Raw genomic sequence first — 17280 nt, forward strand, 5'->3', positions numbered from 1 at the left:
TTTTAAATATAACAAAAAATATCACACGTGATAAACGTGTATCCTAAATCTTACTAATTGAAAGAGACGTTTGAGTTTCTTCGTCAATTTCAATTAGGATGGCATTTTCGCCATGAAGGGTTGGCAGAAGGTCAATTCTCTCAGCAAGTGTTTGGGTGCGAATATAATGTCCAAATTTGTTTACAGCCTCATTAACTGATAATATTTCGCCTATTCGGATGTTTATTTTATCTGTCACCTCAAAACCACTCTCTTTTCGCAAATTTTGAATACGGTTTACAAGTTCGCGGGCAATTCCTTCCTGTTTTAATTCGTCGGTAAGGGTTACATCCAGTGCAACTGTATGGATACCCTGGTTGGCCACAAGCCAGCCAGGAATGTCTTCGGAACTTATTTCTACATCTTCAAGACTTATTTCCATGCTTTGATTTTCCAGGGTAATGGAATATTTTCCATCGCGCTCAATAGCTGAAATGTCAGATTGGGTAAAGCCATTCACCGCATCGGCAACCGTTTTCATGAGTTTGCCAAACCTTGGCCCAAGGGTTTTGAAGTTGGGTTTTATTTTTTTTACCAAAATACCGGCAGTGTCGGTAAGGTATTCGATTTCCTTTACGTTCACTTCGGATAAAATCAGTTCTGCTACGTTTCTAAGTTGTTTGCCATAATGCTCGTTAAGAACCGGAACCATAATCTTACTCAATGGTTGTCTTACTTTAAGGCTTACTTTGCGCCGAAGGCCAAGCACCATGGATGATATTTCCTGGGCCATTTCCATTCTCTGCTCCAGGTCTTTGTCGATATAGTTACTGGAGAATACCGGAAAATCTGAGAGGTGTACCGAGTTCACCTTGTGTTTTTTCGATACTGCATTCAGGTCGCAAAAGAGCTTGTCGGAATAAAAGGGTGCCAGAGGCGCCATCAGCATTGCAATTGTTTCAAGACAGGTATATAGGGTTTGATAAGCTGCAAGCTTGTCTTGGTTAAATTCGCCACCCCAATAGCGTTTGCGGTTTAGGCGCACATACCAGTTGCTAAGGTTTTCGTTCACAAAGTCTTGAATGGCCCTTCCTGCTTTAGTAGGTTCGTAATTGGCATAGTTTTCATCAACCTCCTTTATCAGGGTGTTGAGCAAGGAAATTATCCAACGGTCAATTTCTGGGCGTTTCACTACCGGAATTTCCTGTTCCTGGGCTTTGAACCCATCGACATTGGCATAAAGTGCAAAAAAGGAATAGGTATTGTAAAGGGTACCAAAAAACTTCCTTCTTACTTCTTCTATTCCTTCTATATCGAATTTTAGGTTGTCCCAGGGCTGTGCATTGGTAATCATGTACCAGCGCAGAGGATCGGAACCATATTTTTCGATGGTTTGGAATGGATCCACCGCATTGCCTAGTCGTTTCGACATTTTATTTCCATTTTTGTCGAGGACCAAGCCGTTGCTGATAATGTTTTTGAACGATACCGAATCGAAAAGCATGGTTGCAAGGGCATGAAGGGTAAAAAACCATCCACGCGTCTGGTCTACCCCTTCGGCAATAAAATCGGCCGGAAACATTTTTTCTTTAAAATCTTTATCGCTTACCGAAAATGGATAATGCACCTGTGCATAGGGCATGGCTCCTGAGTCGAACCACACATCGATCAAATCGTCTTCGCGGTGCATTGGTTTACCACGGTCAGAGATCAATACAATGCTGTCGACAGTGTGGCGGTGCAAATCGATTTTTGAATAGTTTTCGCTACTGTAATCGCCTGGCGTAAAATCTTTAAAAGGATGCTGCTTCATTACACCAGCAGAAAGTGCTTTTTCAATTTCATGGCAAAGCTCTTTCACCGAACCAATGCATTTTTCTTCGCTGCCATCTTCCGTGCGCCAGATAGGAAGAGGGGTTCCCCAATAGCGCGAACGCGATAAGTTCCAATCGACCAGGTTTTCGAGCCATTTACCAAAGCGCCCGGTACCGGTCGATTCGGGTTTCCAGTTGATGGTGTTGTTCAGCGCAAGAAGTCTGTCCTTCACTGCAGTGGTTTTAATAAACCACGAATCGAGTGGATAATAAAGAACAGGTTTGTCGGTACGCCAGCAGTGCGGATAGTTGTGCACCTGTTTTTCGATTTTAAAGGCCTTACCCGCTTGTTTCAGATGTACGGAAATATCGATGTCGACTGTGGGTGCATTCTCGGGAAGGCTCTCGTCATAAGCATTTTTTACATACCTGCCGGCAAATTCCTGATAAGTTTCAATGTTTACTTGTTGTTTCAGGAAATTACTTTCGATATCGACTAGCCTGATAAAACGTCCTTTTTTATCAACCAGTGGTCCCTTGTTGCCTTCTTTATCGGTAACTAAAAGCGGCACAACGTTATTTTTAATGGCAACACGGTAGTCGTCGGCACCAAAGGTAGGGGCTATGTGCACAATTCCGGTACCATCTTCGGTAGTCACAAAATCACCCAGCAATACTTCAAAGGCTTTTCCTTCGGGGCGAATCCAGTTAAGAAGTTGTTCGTACTGAATAGCTTCCAGTTCTTTGCCCTGGAATTCTGCCATTTTTTTAAAGGGCAGTTCTTTTCCTCCGGCAGTAAATTCTTCGAAAGCTATTTCGGAATTTTTTTCATTGAAGTAGGCCCACATCAGGTCTTTGGCCAATACCACTGAAATAGTTTCTGCGGTGTAGGGGTTGCAGGTTTTAACCAATACATAACGAATCTGACTTCCAACTGCCAGTGCGGTGTTCGATGGCAATGTCCAGGGGGTAGTAGTCCATGCAAGGAAGTAAACCGGGGTATCGGTGGCTTGAAAAAGAAATTCTGATTTTGAATTTCTGATTGCCTCAAATTGAGCCACACAGGTAGTATCTTTTACATCGCGGTAGCAACCTGGCTGATTCAATTCGTGAGAGCTTAAGCCGGTGCCTGCAGCAGGTGAATAGGGTTGTATGGTATATCCTTTATACAACAGTTTTTTCCGGTATAATTCGCTCAAGAGGTACCAAAGAGTTTCGATGTATTTGCTGTCGTAGGTGATATAGGGATTCTCCATATCAACCCAATAGCCCATAATTCGGGTTAGCTCTTCCCATTCAGAGGTGTATTTCATGACATCCTCCTTGCAGGCCTGATTATAGTCGGTAATAGCAATTTTAATGCCTATATCTTCCTTGGTAATTCCAAGTCGTTTTTCCACACTTAATTCTACTGGCAGCCCGTGCGTGTCCCATCCGGCTTTGCGCTCTACCATATGACCTTTTTGAGTTTTGTAGCGGCATACAAAGTCTTTTAAGGTACGTGAAATTACATGATGTATGCCCGGCATGCCATTGGCAGAAGGGGGACCTTCGTAAAAAATGTAAGGTTTTTCAGGACTATTTTTTCTTAGCCGGATACTTTCTTGAAAAGTTTTTTCATGCACCCATTTCTGGGCGTATTCCTTGTTTATTTCTGAAAGGTTGAAATTCTTGTATTCTGCGAATTTACCGCTCATTGAACTAGGTTTTATCGGTTTTAAAAAGTGTACAAAGATAGATTTATGATCACAAAAAACCAATTTTGAGAGTAAAAGAATAGCGTGCTGAAAATCAACAGGTTGTTGCTAGAATTAAGCCCGGCTGAGAGTAAATGTGAAGGAGGTTCCCTGGTTTATTTCGCTACGTACATTGATGGTCTGGTTGTGTGCTTCGATGATATGTTTTACAATAGCCAGTCCAAGTCCAGTTCCACCCATTTCGCGTGAGCGGCTTTTATCGGTGCGGTAAAAGCGCTCGAAAATACGAGGAAGGTCTTTTTCTGAAATGCCCATACCATCGTCCGATACCTCTACCAACACACTGTCTTCCATATCCATAAATTCCACCTTAGTGGTTCCTTTGTTATGGCCGTATTTTATAGAGTTGATAACCAAATTGTTCAATACTTCCGTTAGTCGTTTTTTATCTCCCATCACGTAGATGGGTTTTTCGCTCGCATGGACTAGTTTAAGTTTAATATTTCGCTCTTTTGCAAGAATATCGTGTTCTTCGAATACATCTTCTACCAGTCGGACAATGTTAAGCTTTTTAATGTCGAGTTTAAGTTCGCCCGATTCCAAACGAGAAATAGATTCCAGGTCATTCACGATGGAAATGAGCCTGTTAACACTCTTGTCGGTGCGCTCGAGGTAATAGCGGTTTACCGATTCATCTTCCAAACCTCCATCAAGCAAGGTGGAAACATACCCCTGAATATTAAAGATAGGTGTTTTAAGTTCGTGCGATACGTTGCCCAGAAACTCCCGTCGGTATTTTTCGAGTTGCCTTAGCTGAGCAATTTCCCTGGTTTTGCGCTTAGCCCAAACTAAAACATCGTTCTGCACATCCTGGATCATGTCGTTGTCCATTTCGTCGAAGTTGTTTTTGAGCTGCCCCTCGGTGTATTTGATGCTTTGAATGGTTTTGTAGATTGGTTTTAATTTCTTGTATATAAAGTTATTAAGCGAATAAAATACGATGAGAAAAATGCTAAAAAACACCAACAAGCCAACAAACAGAAGGATGACCAGATAGTGGGCATCGACAAACAAAAACCAGAGCAATCCGGCCAGTACATTAATAATGGCCGAAATTATAGCGATTATAATTGCTTGTTGTTTGGGCGAAATACTTCGCATTCAGTGTATTTTTTAGTGGGGCAAAAATAGTTAAGGCTATGAGACTTAGCTTACAACTTGTGTTAAGTTTATGCTAACATTAAGTTACTAAACTTTAATCACAAATCGGTTTAGAGTTGTAAACAAGTGTTCGAAAGCGTTCATTTTATTTTAAAATTGATACTTGAATCAAGGGTTCTTAATAAAGTCTTGACTGGCATTAATTGATTATAAAACAAATACATATAAGGTTTTGGCACACTTCCTGTAAATTTACTGATCAAACCACAAAATAGCACACCATGAAAACAATGAACGTTAACTCAGAACCCAAGACTCTACAACTAGTCTTTACATTACTTCTTATCCTTGTTGCTCATAGCTTTCTGGCAGGTCAGCCTACCTGTAATCAAAAACAAACTAACGATAGTCTTACTACGGTGATGGCAAGTTTGGTAAAATCTTCAGATAACCAATTATCCAAAATTTTTTCAGCAAATTATTCAGTTTCTGTTTCTGGTAGTTCAGAATTTGCCAGCTACGAGTTCATGGAAGAAAAGTTAGTGCTCGAAGACTGGATGCTTGATCCGCATCATATCTCTTGGACAGTTGCAATGGAAACCGAAAAAGAAGAAGACATCGAACTTGAGCCCTGGATGTTGGATTTATCGGCCTGGTAAGATATTTTTCATGAAAAGTTCAAAAAAACTACCGATCGGCAGAACGGTAGTTTTTTTGGCATGAAATTGGGTTGATGGCTTTCGGATTCCACAAAAATGGATATAGACAGGTAAACAATTGGTTGAGTTAATTGTTGCAATTATTATATTTGAGGCTTTATCTTTAAATCGAATAATTATTCTAAAATTAAAATGTATATGAAGAAGAATGTTGTATTGTTTTTATTGCTTGCCATGTTTGTGACCAAGCTTTCGGCACAAACCATCGAAGAGGCTACTCAGGCCTATAATGCGGGTGTTACTGCCAACAACGAAGGGAATTTGGAAGAAGCAATTGTACAGTTTACTGCCTGTCTGGAAATGAGCCAGAAAATTTTTGCAGAATCGGCCGATGAGCAAGCCGATAACTATGTAATGACCATTAAACCTATATTGCCCGACCTTTATTATAAACTCGGATCAAGCCAGATTAAAAATAGCGAAATCGATAAGGGAATAGCTACTTTGAATAAGTGCATTGAAGTGAGCAAGTCATTTGGAAATGAAGCCACAGTAGCCAAGACCGAAAAAGCCCTTTTGCAGGTTTATTACAAAAGGGGAGTAGCCAGTTTTAAAGAGAAGAATTACGAAAGTGCTCTCACCGACATGGATCAGGTATTGGTTTATGATCCTAATTATGTTTCGGCATATTATTTAAAATCTGTTGTTTACAGTACTACCGAAAACGATGAGCTTTTAAGGCTTACAGCTAACAAAGGAATAGAGGTGGCCCTTGAAGCAAATGATACAAGCAACGAACAGAAGATACGCTCGAATGCTAAAAAATACTTTCTGAAAAAAGGAAATGCAGCCAAGAGTGCGAAAAACTATAGCGAAGCTATTTTGGCTTTAAACTCTTCGCTCGAATACGATGCCACCGATGCCACTACCCTGTATCTTCTTTCATCGACCTATTTCGATAAATCGGATTATGTAAAAGCTATCGAGTTTGGAGAGAAAGCAATTGCAAACGAAAAAGGAGGTAACGAGGACAAAGCTAAAATTTACATGGTTATTGCTGAGTCGAATGCCAAAAATGGTAATGTTGAAGCTGCCTGTGCCGCTTACAAAAAAGCAGCTTATGGACAATATACCGAACTTGCCAATTACAGGATTGAGCACGAATTGAAGTGTCAATAAACTCTTTGTAATTTTTTTATGCCTGAAGGCTTTCTAAGACTGGGTAAGACCCTTTTGTCTGAAAAGCTTTCAGGTTTTTTATTTTACCAAGAATCATATTTCATATCTGGTATTTGCATTGATAATTGATTGAATTAACTTACAGACTTGTTATCAATTCATTCCCCGATGGATCATCTGAGTATCAAGCAATGGGCGCTCGAAGACCGTCCACGTGAAAAATTACTTCAAAACGGCCCCAGAGTTTTATCCGATGCCGAATTAATAGCCATTCTCATAGGCAGTGGTACCCGTGAACTTTCTGCAGTTGAACTGGCAAGAAAAATTCTAGCAATCACCGGCAACAATCTTACTGATTTGGGACGATTAAATGTTGCAGAACTTACCCGCATCAAAGGCATTGGACAGGCCAGGGCTGTTTCGGTAGTTGCTGCGCTGGAGCTAGGTCGTCGAAGACGCGAATCGGAACCCTCGCAAAGGGAAAAGATTACTACCAGCCAGCAAGCATATAATGTTTTTGGCGATTTACTGAAAGATCTTCATCATGAAGAATTCTGGATTGCATGCCTGAACCAGGCCAATCAGCTTATCGAAAAATCGATTCTTAGCAGTGGGGGCATTTCAGGCACCGTAATCGATGTTAGAATGATTATGAAAAAAGCTGTGGACTTGCGGGCTGCATCCCTTATCCTTTGCCATAATCATCCTTCGGGAAATATTCAATATAGTCAGCAAGACCTTCAGATTACCCAAAAAGTAAAAGAAGCTGCAAAGTATTTTGATATCACATTGCTCGATCATCTTATTGTGGCTGGCAATAAATATTTTAGCTTTGCCGACGAAGGTTTAATCGTTTAAAACAATATACATGCGCTTTGCAAATCTAATTATTGGTTTTTGTTTGCTTGCTCTGGTGCTTGCTTGCCAAAAGGGGCCTGACACAAAAAGTATTCCCCACGAAAAGTTGGTAAACCTGCTTGTCGATTTGCATTTAGCCGATGCATTGGCTACCGATTACCAGTTGCCCCATCAGCTGCGGACAGTCGATTCTCTGAACCTTTATTCTTCGGTTTTGAAAAAGCATGGCACCGATAAGGCTAGTTTCGATTCCACCATGAAGTGGTATGCCTACCACCCTAAAAAACTCGATGCCCTTTACGACGAGGTATTTGGCGCTCTCGATAAACAAAATGAGGAATATCAAAAACTGATTGGCTATTTCGCCTCTTCGGATGTAGAACAAGTATTTACCATGAACCGTTTCATGAAAATTGAAGGCGATACTGCAAGCTATCCGCCAACTTATCGCATGGAGAGCAAAGGAATGGGTGTTTATTTGTTCGAAGTAAAAGTGCGTCTTTTTGCCAACGACCTTTCGGAGAATCCGGAATTGTTGATTTATTTTTATAAAGATATTGCGGACAGCGATGTAAATCAGCGGCTTGAAGTGGCAAAGGCTCCTTTGTACAAGTCGAACTTTGTGAGAGATTATCAGTTTGTTTTTCATCTCACCGAAGACTATTCCTATATTGCTGTTGTTCTTCCTCAGCTCGAATCTGGTGAGGCGAATTTCTTTAAAAGTATGGAGTTATCAAGCATAAAGGTGAAAAAATACAATGGTTCCCTGGAGGCTACAAATCAGAAAGATAAAAGATAATGCCAACCTTCTTATTCGATCAGATAATTTTTGGACCTGTAAAAAGTCGTCGCCTGGGCGTTTCATTAGGCATTAATCTGTTGCCTTCGACGAGTAAGGTGTGTAATTTCGATTGTATATATTGCGAATGTGGACTTACAAAGAGTACTGTCGGCAAACTGCCTGAAAGGAAAGAGGTGATTCAGAAGCTCGAGTCTTTTTTAAAGCAATCGAACCAGGAAGGTAAAACCATCGATGCCATTACTTTTGCCGGAAACGGTGAACCTACTATGCATGCAGATTTTGCGGGAATCATTGACGATACTTACAAGCTTCGAAACCTTTATTACCCAAAGGCAGAAATAGCGCTGCTGAGCAATGCCACTACCCTGGGGAGCAGCAAGGTGCTTAGGGCATTCGAAAAGATCGATCAGTGCATCCTAAAACTCGATTCGGTCAATCCTTCTACGGTAAAACTTTTAAATTGTCCACTTGGGAATTTCAGCATAGAACAAACTATTCAAAGACTCAGGCAACTTAAAGGAATTATCATTCAAACTATGTTTGTAAAAGGTAGTTTCAAAGGCATTGCTGTGGACAATACTACGGAAGAAGAATTGGTTCCCTGGCTCGAAACACTTTCAGCCATTCATCCTTCTATGGTTATGATTTATACCATTGCGCGCGATACCCCTTTCGATACACTCGAAAAAGTGCCTTTGAAACAATTAGAAGACATTGGAAAAAGGGTTGAAGCTCTCGGGATTCAGGTTCAAATATCGGGCTAAATTATGGTAAGCCTTGTAGCCGCGCTCGATTGGGGGCTTGGTCATACTACCCGTATGTTACCGCTTATCGGACAATTGTTGGACGAGGGTCACGAAGTTTTGGTAACGGCAACGCCTCAGCAGAAAAGTATTTACAAAGAAGCCTTTTCGAATATTATTGTGCTGGATATTCCTTCTTCTGGTCCGGTGTTTTCAAAGCGTCAGAATCAGTTATGGTCTCTTTTAATCTATCTGCCTCAGTTTTTTGTTACCATTGTTCTTGATGGTTGGCGGGCAAGAAAATGGGTGAAACAGCACCATGTGGAAAGAATTATTTCCGATAACCGTTATGGTTTCAGGAGTAAGCTGGCTTTGAATATTATTGTGACCCACCAGTTGAATATTATACCCCCAAGGGCTTTGCAATGGAGCAACATTGTTCTAAAAAAGTTGAATTCCTGGGCCATTGACCAGTTCGACGAATGCTGGGTTCCGGATTATTCCGATAACCAGATGGCTGGACGTTTGTCGGAAAGAAATGCCGACATTAAAATTCCGCTGCTTTATCTTGGTATCCTCTCCCGCTTTAAAATGGTCACTGCTATTCAACCTGCAAATAAACCATGGGTATTGATTCTTATTTCAGGTCCGGAAAAGCAACGTACGGTTTTTGAACAGCTCATGCGGAGTCTGGTGGAATCAAGTTCCAAACCCTCTTCCTGTTTGATAGTGCGCGGATTGCCCGATTCTGCTGCTCCCTCTTTTCCATTTTCAATCAATCATTGCCCGGCCGGGTTGTTAAAAGGACTTATTGAAAATGCTGAAGTAATAATCTGCCGTGCAGGTTACACCACACTCATGGATCTTGAATGCCTTCGTCGAAGAGCCATTCTGGTCCCTACACCAGGACAGCCAGAGCAGGAATACCTTGCTGCTTTCCATGCACAGTCCGGGAGACATGCCACGATATTGCAAAAAGACCTGGCTGGAAATTCTCTGGAGGGCTTGATCAAATTACTTTTACCCAGTTAAATCAATTAATTTGGTTTCCCGCAAGGCTGGACAGGCAATCCTTCGCCTTTTATTGGTTAATTCGGGTTAAATTGTCTGTAGCTTATTCTTGCATTTTAAAGGCAAAGCCAATACTTTTCCACTTAAATATTTTTTTCGAAATAAGTAGGTAGAGTATGGCAAACACTACAAAAAAAATGAGCATCGCATTGGCATTGTAATGGTTCATTTTAATAAGCGATGGTGTTTGCAGCACAGAGCCTGAATAACCTACCAGGGTTGCTCCGAAAAAATTATTTATCGTGTGAATGGCAATGGGCATTTCAAGACCTCCGTCTAGTAAAACCAGAATGCCCATAAATAATCCAAAGCCAACATAGTAAGTCATCGAAGGTAGAAATCCGAATTGTTTTACTTCAGGGTTGCTGAAATGAAGTAATCCAAAAGCCAGGGAGGTTACCAGCAAGGCAATTATTTTCGACCGGCTAAGAATACCTAGGCCTTGAAAAAGATTTCCCCGGAAATACAACTCTTCAGCTCCAGCCTGCAAGGGGATCATGAGTATAGAAATAACTAGCAAAACATAAAATTCGGAGGCCTTGTAGTTAAAGGAGTATTGTTCCGGAGTAAATCCATAGGTAATAATTTCGGCTACTATCAACATAACACCCCAGGTGATGAGAGCAAAGAAAAAATTCTTCCAGCGTATTCTTGAGGCCGAGGTGAATATCTCCCGAAGGCTTTGACCGTGTATGTAGCGCATAGCCAGAAGCAAGGCAAAAAAGGTCAGCACCATGGGCAACATAATTAAAAACAAGCCCATGTTTTGGCTGATTCCAATGATTTCAGGGTTAAGTGAGGCCTTGTAGTCGAGAGCTTCGCCCGATGAAAGGTTTTTTAAAATGATTACCAGCGACAAGGGAAGCGACCCTATAAACTGGGCAGCACCCACGATAAAGAAAGTAATCAGGTACCGCCACCACTGGTTCTCGTTTTTAAGGGCTTGTTCAATATACATTTTTATAGTAGTTGAAGGGTTAATTTATTTTAATTTTTCGGTAAGCTTTAATTTACTTCCGGGTTTGACTGGAAAAACCTAATATTCCATTGCATGAGGCAAGCAGGATAACATAGAGCTAAAATTGTAAAATCAGGTCTTTCATAATGGTGGCCATTCTGGGTTCCGCTTTCGAAGCGGCAATTTGTACCTGTTCATGTGTGATGGTCTCAATTTTACCTGATATTCCTAAATCGGTAATTACTGAAATGGCAAAACATTTCATGCCCATCTGGTTTGCAACAATTGCTTCGGGTACGGTCGACATTCCAACTGCATCGCCACCAATAATACGGAAATATCTATATTCAGCAGGGGTTTCATAAGTTGGTCCGGTAGTGGCCACATATACACCCTGGTGTACTTGAATTTTTTTCGATGCAGCAAGCTTTAGGGCATGATTGATAAGTTCTTTACTGTATGCCTGGCTCATATCCGGAAAGCGGGCACCGAACTCGGCACTGTGCGCACCAATAAGCGGATTGGGCATTAAGTTAATATGGTCAGTTATAATCATCAGATCTCCGATGTTGTATTCAGGGTTCATGCCGCCGCTGGCATTGGAAAGAAAAAGATATTCCACTCCCAGATATTTTAATACCCTTACCGGATAGGCCAGTTGCTCCATCGAATAGCCTTCGTAATAGTGAATTCGACCCTGCATGATCAGTATTTCTTTATCGCCGATTCGGGCGTGAATCAGATTGCCCGAATGGCCTTCCACAGTTGTTTGCGGAAAGTCTGGAATTGAACGATATGGAATTTCATGCAGAATTTCCACATCTCTAATAAAACCTCCCAGACCCGATCCGAGAATTAGGGCTTTATTGGGTTTGCTTTCTATAATTTTATGGATGTATTCGGCCGATCTTTTTATTTTTTGTAACATAATTCACAATTAGTTTATCAAATTCTGTATGGCTCTTTTCCAAAAAATTAATCCTGATTGGCAGGTAATAAGTTTTATCCCTTAAACTTCTTGGGAACCTTTTTAGAGTTTTCAACCTTACGGCATCTTTTTCAGTTGTAAGTATAATTTTTTTTCTTCCCGGAATCAGGTCGAACTGAATTCGAATACGTTCAAGGTCAGATTCGTTAAATAGATGATGATCAGCAAATTCAAGATGCTGAAAAGTAATTTCGTTTGACTCTAAATAATTTTTTAATGGGGTAGGGTTGGCAATCCCTGTTACCAACAAAACGATTCCATTTTCCTTTTTAATTTTTTCTACCGAAAGTTTTTCGCTGGTTTCTTTAAACAGAGGGATGGCATTCTTATAGACCAGAGAAGTAAAGAAAAGTTTTTGATAGGGAAATAGTTTCAGCTCGTTCATCCACAGTCTTTTTTCGAGTGGACTAAAAGTGTCGGGCACTTTGGTCACAAGCACAATATCGGCTCTTTTTAACTGATTGCGGCTATCGCGAAGGTTGCCTGCCGGAAGCATGATGTCTTTGAAAACAGGACGGTTGTAATCGATAAGTACAATATTTAATCCGGCATCGACGTAGCGGTGTTGAAAGGCATCGTCGAGTAAAATCACTTTAATCTTGCGATTGGTTTCGAGAAGGTTTTTTATTCCTTTTACACGTTTCTCGCAAACAGCCACCAGAATGTTATTGTATTTTCTGAAAATCTGATAGGATTCGTCACCTATGCTTATTGGTGTTGATTTTTTTCCTGCCAGCACAAAACCCTTTGTGCGCCTGCCATAACCCCGGCTAAGCACTGCAATAGGTAGTGACTTATGTAAAAGATCAACCAGGTATTCGATATGGGGAGTTTTTCCCGTTCCACCCACGGTAATGTTTCCAACACAAATAGTAGCGACTTCAAACCTAACCGATTTTAGAATTTTCCAATCGAATAGTTTATGCCTTATTCGAACTACCAGTCCGTAGAGGGGTGTGAATGGAATTAGTAGCCAGCGCATCCGAAAATTTGTTGAAGAATTGGGTAGTTTGGCCTTTTCATAAAAGCAAAAATACCTAAAATAAATTGAACCCTTTCGTGAGATTCATTCGATTCGAAATATTTAAACGGGCAGATTTCATATTTTGAGGACGTACGAAAACGTACATTAATTTTCCGATTTCGTTCGAAGATTGAAACGGTAACGATAATACAAGCAACATAAATAGTACTAATTCAATATATTACAACTATTGGCATGCGATTGGATAATCAAGCATCAAACTTTAAAAAACAAAAACATGAAACGTAATTTAACTATAAGCCTTAGTATTCTTGCAATGCTTTTTCTTTTCTCAGTAATTGTTTTAAATGCCAACAGCGGAGCGCCTGCATCAAGCGAAAAATTTTATGAAGAAGAAATCATACTTGAAAACTGGATGTTTGAATTATCAGCATGGTATCTGGAAACCATGGATACGAAAACAGAATTAAAAGAAAATAGTGAAAGTAACACTTCCGAAGAAATTTTAATTTCCGATTCACTTCTAAAAGTGTTAACCGAACCTTCTGACGAAGAAGAAATAAAACTAGAAAGCTGGATGAACGATCTGTCGCAATGGTAATGGACTTTGTGTCACGCTATAATTCCGCAAAGGTCGCAGGCTAATTGTCTGCGGGTTTTTTTTCAATTGAACCTATCCATAAAATATTAATGAATAGGCATTATCATACTAGTACGATAGAAAAGATTGTATTAATATTAATTTCAAGCATTTGTTCTTTTTTTGCTTACAGGCACTTTTTACCTCCCTACCGGGAAAAGCGCGGGGGTCATCCCCTTTAGGGGAAAGAGGGGTGAGCGTGGGCAAAATTTAAAATATGGTAGTAACTGGCATAATAGAGGCTAATCATTAAATATGATTAAAAAAAACCCGGAATAATGCATTCCGGGTTGTATGTTATACAAGAGGCTGGTTTATTTTAACTGTATAATAAAAGGCATGAGGGCTACAATACCTTGTGTTTGCATGAGGTCTTTTGCCTGCTGGTAGGTATCGGCGCTTATACCAAGCTCCTGAAGCATGGTTTTAACCCTTGCCTCGCCGGTTATTTCTTTTACAAATTGTTCGATGGGGTCTGGTTGTTTAGGCAGATCCACCACGCGGTACTTTTCGCCTAGTTTGGCCATGCGGTGGGCCACAGCAATAGCATCCTTTAATCCACCATAATTGTCAATCAGGTTAATGTCTTTGGCATCCGAACCGCTATACACATGTCCGCGTCCGATTTCATTAACCTTTTCTTTCGTCATGCTGCGTCCTTCAGCCACATGGCTGATAAACTGGTCGTAAGTGATTTCGATAAAATGTTGCAGAAAGGCTTTTTCTTCAGGTTGAAGGGGTTTTGTTTGTGACGCAAAATCGGCATAAGGATGTGATTTACTCACATCGAAGGTTAGGCCCAATCGGTTAAAGAAGCCTTCGGCATTTAAAAATACTCCCAGAACTCCAATGGATCCGGTGATGGTATTTTTTCCTGCCAGAATGGTATCGGCTGCACAGGCAATGTAATAGCCGCCCGATCCGGCTACATCGCCCATGGAAACAACTATGGGTTTTACGCCTTTGGTTTCTAGCAATTCCACAAGTATGTCTTCGGAGGCCATGGCGCTGCCACCTCCCGAGTTGATACGCAATACAATGGCTTTTATGGTCGAATCGCGACGGGCTTCGCGTATGGCGCGGGCAAAATTCTGACCCCCAATGTTGTTGACTTCACCCTCGCCATCGACAATGCTGCCAGAGGCATAGATTACAGCAATTTTTTCGCGGGCAATGCCTTTAAAGTTTTTCTTGCCAGGTACATTGGAATATTTTGACAGCTCTACTGTATTCAGGTCGTCCTTATCGTCAATTTGTGTTAGGCTTTTTAGGTATTTGATCACATCGCCTTTATAAATAAGGCTATCTACAAGCCCGTATTTTAGTGCATAAGTCGGATCTTTAATCCCCAGAGAACTCACTAGGTAGTTGAGTGTATCTTTGGAAATACCTCTTGATTCACAAATGCCATCGGCCATATTATCCCAAATGGTGGTTACTATCCGATCGAGCTGTGCCTGGTTAGCCGGGCTCATTTCATCGAATTCGAACATCTCGCCAGCACCCTTGTATTCGCCTATTTTTATTACTTCCGATTCGATATCGAGTTTGTCTAGAGCATTTTTTACGTGCATGGTCTGAAGGCTCAAGCCATTGAGCAATAGCATGCCCACCGGGTTTAAAAACACCTTGTCCGATACCGATGATAAATAAAGACCTGGTTGCGAAAGCAGGTCGTTGCTGTAGCTTACCACAAATTTTCCGGAGCTTCGGAAATCAATGAGTGCGCTGCGAATTTCGTCGATGGTAGCCATTCCGGCAAACGAATAGCCAGGTTCGATGTAAATGCCTGCAATTTTTTCGTCGGTTTTAGCTTTTTCAATGCATTCGAGCAAATCGTTGAGCCCGATTTGTTCGTTTTTACTGAAGCGGGCAAAATCAAAAGGCGAGCTTGGTTTACGATCTACAATGGGTTGATCAATTTTCAGGTATAAAATAGTATTGTCTTTCAGCTCTACTGCTTTATCCTTACTTGCCGAAAGGGCACTTACAATGCCAACGAAAATTAATACAAGTATAAAAGTGGAAAGAATGATACCTACCACGGTAGCTAACAGGGAAGTAAAAAAGTTTTTCATAACGATGTGTTTTTTTATTTGGAGGATATTTTTGGTTGAACCTAATTCAGCCCGAATAAAATTAAGTAATTTTCTGCGGAATGCTGCAAAGCTTTTTTCAGTTATATTGAATAGAATCGAAATGGATGACAAGCAACGTGTATTGCCTTCTGGGAAGTAACTTAGGAAATCGCAAGGAGAGCCTTGCAATGGCTTGCCGGGAAATTGATTTAAAGGCGGGTACTATTATACAGATGAGTGCCCTTTACGAGTCCGAAGCATGGGGTTATGCCGATGTGAGCCACTATTATAACCAGGCCATTCAGCTTCGAACCGAACTTTCAGCCCAGGAATTACTGCAAGTATTGCTTGAAATAGAACAATCAATGGGACGAATCCGGTCCGAAAAAGGGTACACTGCCAGACCCATTGATATTGATATTCTTCTCTACAACCAAAGCATTATTCAAACCCCATCGCTCACAGTGCCACATCCCAGAATGTTAGAGCGCAGGTTTGTATTGGTTCCCCTGGCCGAAATAGCGGATGATTTTCTGCATCCCATAGAGAAAAAACCCATTGCTACCTTATTGCATGAATGCCAGGATTCTCTCTGGGTGGAAAAGGTGATCTGATTGATATTCAAACTCTCCGACGAGCATTTCGAAAAGAAGAATCCCCCGGAAGGTAGTCTATAACGGGGGATTCAACTATAAAAACTATTTGAGTAGTTGCTAAAGTTCCTGGAAATTGTTGAAGCGGAATGTAATCATTAGTTCATGCGAGCCTGAGTTATAAGGGCTCAATTTGTTAATGCCGATATCGTACGAATACCCTACCTCAATTTTACGTTGGTAAATAACGCCCACAAGAATGGTTACAGCATCTTCTGAACGGTACGAAAGACCACCCCAGAGTTGGGTGCCATCCCAGTTACGCTGTCCGTACCATGCACGCACATTAAAGTCGAGCTGGGGAGAGGTGCCTTTTACTTTCCTCAGAATGAGGGTGGGTTCGATGGCCAAATCGCGGTTGACATAATATTTATAACCACCGTGCAAATAAAAGTGTTGGTTCAATTTTGCGATAGTGCTGCGCGGAACAGTATCGAATTCGCCGGGTGTATCGAACTGGAATTTATTTCCAAATAGATTGGTTACCGACAATCCACCGTTGTAAGTTGAAGAAAACAAGTAAAACCCTACCGTAGCATCAGGTTTAATGTTGGTATAAACCTGTCCGGGCGTAAAATAGGGATCATATTCAGCAATGCGTAGTTTCGAACCGTCAATTTTATGTTGCATCACTCCAAGCATCAACCCCATGCTAATTTTCAGGTCTTCGGCAATGGAGTAGTTGTAGCCATAGGAACCATTGATGCTAATGCGTGTTTCGGCCGGACCCACGTTATCGCTCATGATGTAACCCCCAACCCCCATGGGCTGCGATTTGAAAGGTCCGTACATGCTAAGCGTATTGGTTATTGGGCCACCTTCCATTCCTGTCCATTGTATCCGGTTATTGGAAATAATCTGATAATATGGATAGGTACCGGTAAGGGCTGGGTTAATCAGATAGGGATTGGTCATAAATTGCGTATACAAAGGGTCTTGAGCCGCTTTTCCGCAAAGGCCCGCTAAGGCAAGCAATCCGATGAGGGTTATTTTTTTCATGTCTGCTTTTTTCTTT

General features: G+C 41.2%; 15 protein-coding genes. 8 read left to right on the forward strand and 7 right to left on the reverse strand.

The genetic code is table 11. From position 1 onward, the window contains the following. Nucleotides 1–43: 43 nt before the first annotated feature. Nucleotides 44–3490: an isoleucine--tRNA ligase gene (locus IPM71_08640; GenBank protein ID QQS49687.1), complete on the reverse strand. Its 3447-nt coding sequence runs from the start codon at nucleotides 3488–3490 to the stop codon at nucleotides 44–46. 114 nt (nucleotides 3491–3604) lie between these two features. Next, on the reverse strand, nucleotides 3605–4651 hold the full coding sequence (locus tag IPM71_08645; protein ID QQS49688.1) for a sensor histidine kinase: 1047 nt from the start codon (nucleotides 4649–4651) through the stop codon (nucleotides 3605–3607). A 281-nt stretch (nucleotides 4652–4932) separates the two neighbouring features. Here IPM71_08645 and IPM71_08650 point away from each other — a divergent pair, with 281 nt between their 5' ends. From IPM71_08650 to IPM71_08675, 6 genes are all read left to right on the forward strand, one after another. Next, on the forward strand, nucleotides 4933–5310 hold the full coding sequence (locus IPM71_08650; protein QQS49689.1) for a hypothetical protein: 378 nt from the start codon (nucleotides 4933–4935) through the stop codon (nucleotides 5308–5310). 198 nt (nucleotides 5311–5508) lie between these two features. Next, nucleotides 5509–6489, forward strand: a complete 981-nt coding sequence (locus IPM71_08655) for a tetratricopeptide repeat protein (protein QQS49690.1) — start codon at nucleotides 5509–5511, stop codon at nucleotides 6487–6489. A gap of 168 nt (nucleotides 6490–6657) precedes the next feature. After that, the gene (gene radC, locus IPM71_08660; GenBank protein QQS49691.1) at nucleotides 6658–7347 is read left to right on the forward strand and encodes a DNA repair protein RadC; all 690 of its coding nucleotides are present in this window, start codon (nucleotides 6658–6660) and stop codon (nucleotides 7345–7347) included. 10 nt (nucleotides 7348–7357) lie between these two features. Then, nucleotides 7358–8146 carry a DUF4296 domain-containing protein gene (locus IPM71_08665; protein QQS49692.1) on the forward strand — a complete coding sequence of 263 codons (789 nt, stop codon included), beginning with the start codon at nucleotides 7358–7360 and terminating at the stop codon, nucleotides 8144–8146. Further along, nucleotides 8146–8913, forward strand: coding sequence for a radical SAM protein (locus IPM71_08670; GenBank protein ID QQS49693.1), 768 nt, complete (start codon nucleotides 8146–8148; stop codon nucleotides 8911–8913). The genes IPM71_08665 and IPM71_08670 overlap by 1 nt, the downstream gene beginning before the upstream one ends. Nucleotides 8914–8916: 3 nt before the next feature. Next, the gene (locus tag IPM71_08675; protein QQS49694.1) at nucleotides 8917–9924 is read left to right on the forward strand and encodes a hypothetical protein; all 1008 of its coding nucleotides are present in this window, start codon (nucleotides 8917–8919) and stop codon (nucleotides 9922–9924) included. 82 nt (nucleotides 9925–10006) lie between these two features. On the opposite strand, the gene IPM71_08680 is transcribed toward IPM71_08675, so the two are convergent. The 3 genes from IPM71_08680 to lpxK all read right to left on the reverse strand — a co-directional run bounded on the left by IPM71_08680 (nucleotide 10007) and on the right by lpxK (nucleotide 12891). Further along, entirely contained in the window at nucleotides 10007–10921 is a 915-nt protein-coding gene (locus IPM71_08680) for a CPBP family intramembrane metalloprotease (GenBank protein ID QQS49695.1), read from the reverse strand. Nucleotides 10922–11039: 118 nt separating this feature from the next. Beyond that, the gene (locus tag IPM71_08685; GenBank protein ID QQS49696.1) at nucleotides 11040–11849 is read right to left on the reverse strand and encodes a purine-nucleoside phosphorylase; all 810 of its coding nucleotides are present in this window, start codon (nucleotides 11847–11849) and stop codon (nucleotides 11040–11042) included. Further along, complete coding sequence (lpxK, locus tag IPM71_08690) at nucleotides 11809–12891, reverse strand: tetraacyldisaccharide 4'-kinase (GenBank protein ID QQS49697.1); 1083 nt, start codon at nucleotides 12889–12891, stop codon at nucleotides 11809–11811. Before lpxK ends, IPM71_08685 begins: the two co-directional genes overlap by 41 nt. A gap of 280 nt (nucleotides 12892–13171) precedes the next feature. Here lpxK and IPM71_08695 point away from each other — a divergent pair, with 280 nt between their 5' ends. After that, nucleotides 13172–13495: a hypothetical protein gene (locus tag IPM71_08695; GenBank protein ID QQS49698.1), complete on the forward strand. Its 324-nt coding sequence runs from the start codon at nucleotides 13172–13174 to the stop codon at nucleotides 13493–13495. A gap of 353 nt (nucleotides 13496–13848) precedes the next feature. Here IPM71_08695 and sppA read toward each other — a convergent pair whose 3' ends face one another. Continuing rightward, nucleotides 13849–15612, reverse strand: a complete 1764-nt coding sequence (gene sppA, locus IPM71_08700) for a signal peptide peptidase SppA (protein ID QQS49699.1) — start codon at nucleotides 15610–15612, stop codon at nucleotides 13849–13851. 125 nt (nucleotides 15613–15737) lie between these two features. Here sppA and folK point away from each other — a divergent pair, with 125 nt between their 5' ends. After that, entirely contained in the window at nucleotides 15738–16226 is a 489-nt protein-coding gene (gene folK / locus IPM71_08705) for a 2-amino-4-hydroxy-6-hydroxymethyldihydropteridine diphosphokinase (GenBank protein QQS49700.1), read from the forward strand. 99 nt (nucleotides 16227–16325) lie between these two features. Here the strand turns inward: folK and IPM71_08710 are convergent, their stop codons facing one another. Next, the gene (locus IPM71_08710) at nucleotides 16326–17264 is read right to left on the reverse strand and encodes a type IX secretion system membrane protein PorP/SprF (GenBank protein QQS49701.1); all 939 of its coding nucleotides are present in this window, start codon (nucleotides 17262–17264) and stop codon (nucleotides 16326–16328) included. Nucleotides 17265–17280: the final 16 nt, after the last annotated feature.

This window comes from Bacteroidota bacterium, from assembly GCA_016699695.1.
Lineage (GTDB): Bacteria > Bacteroidota > Bacteroidia > Bacteroidales > UBA10428 > UBA10428.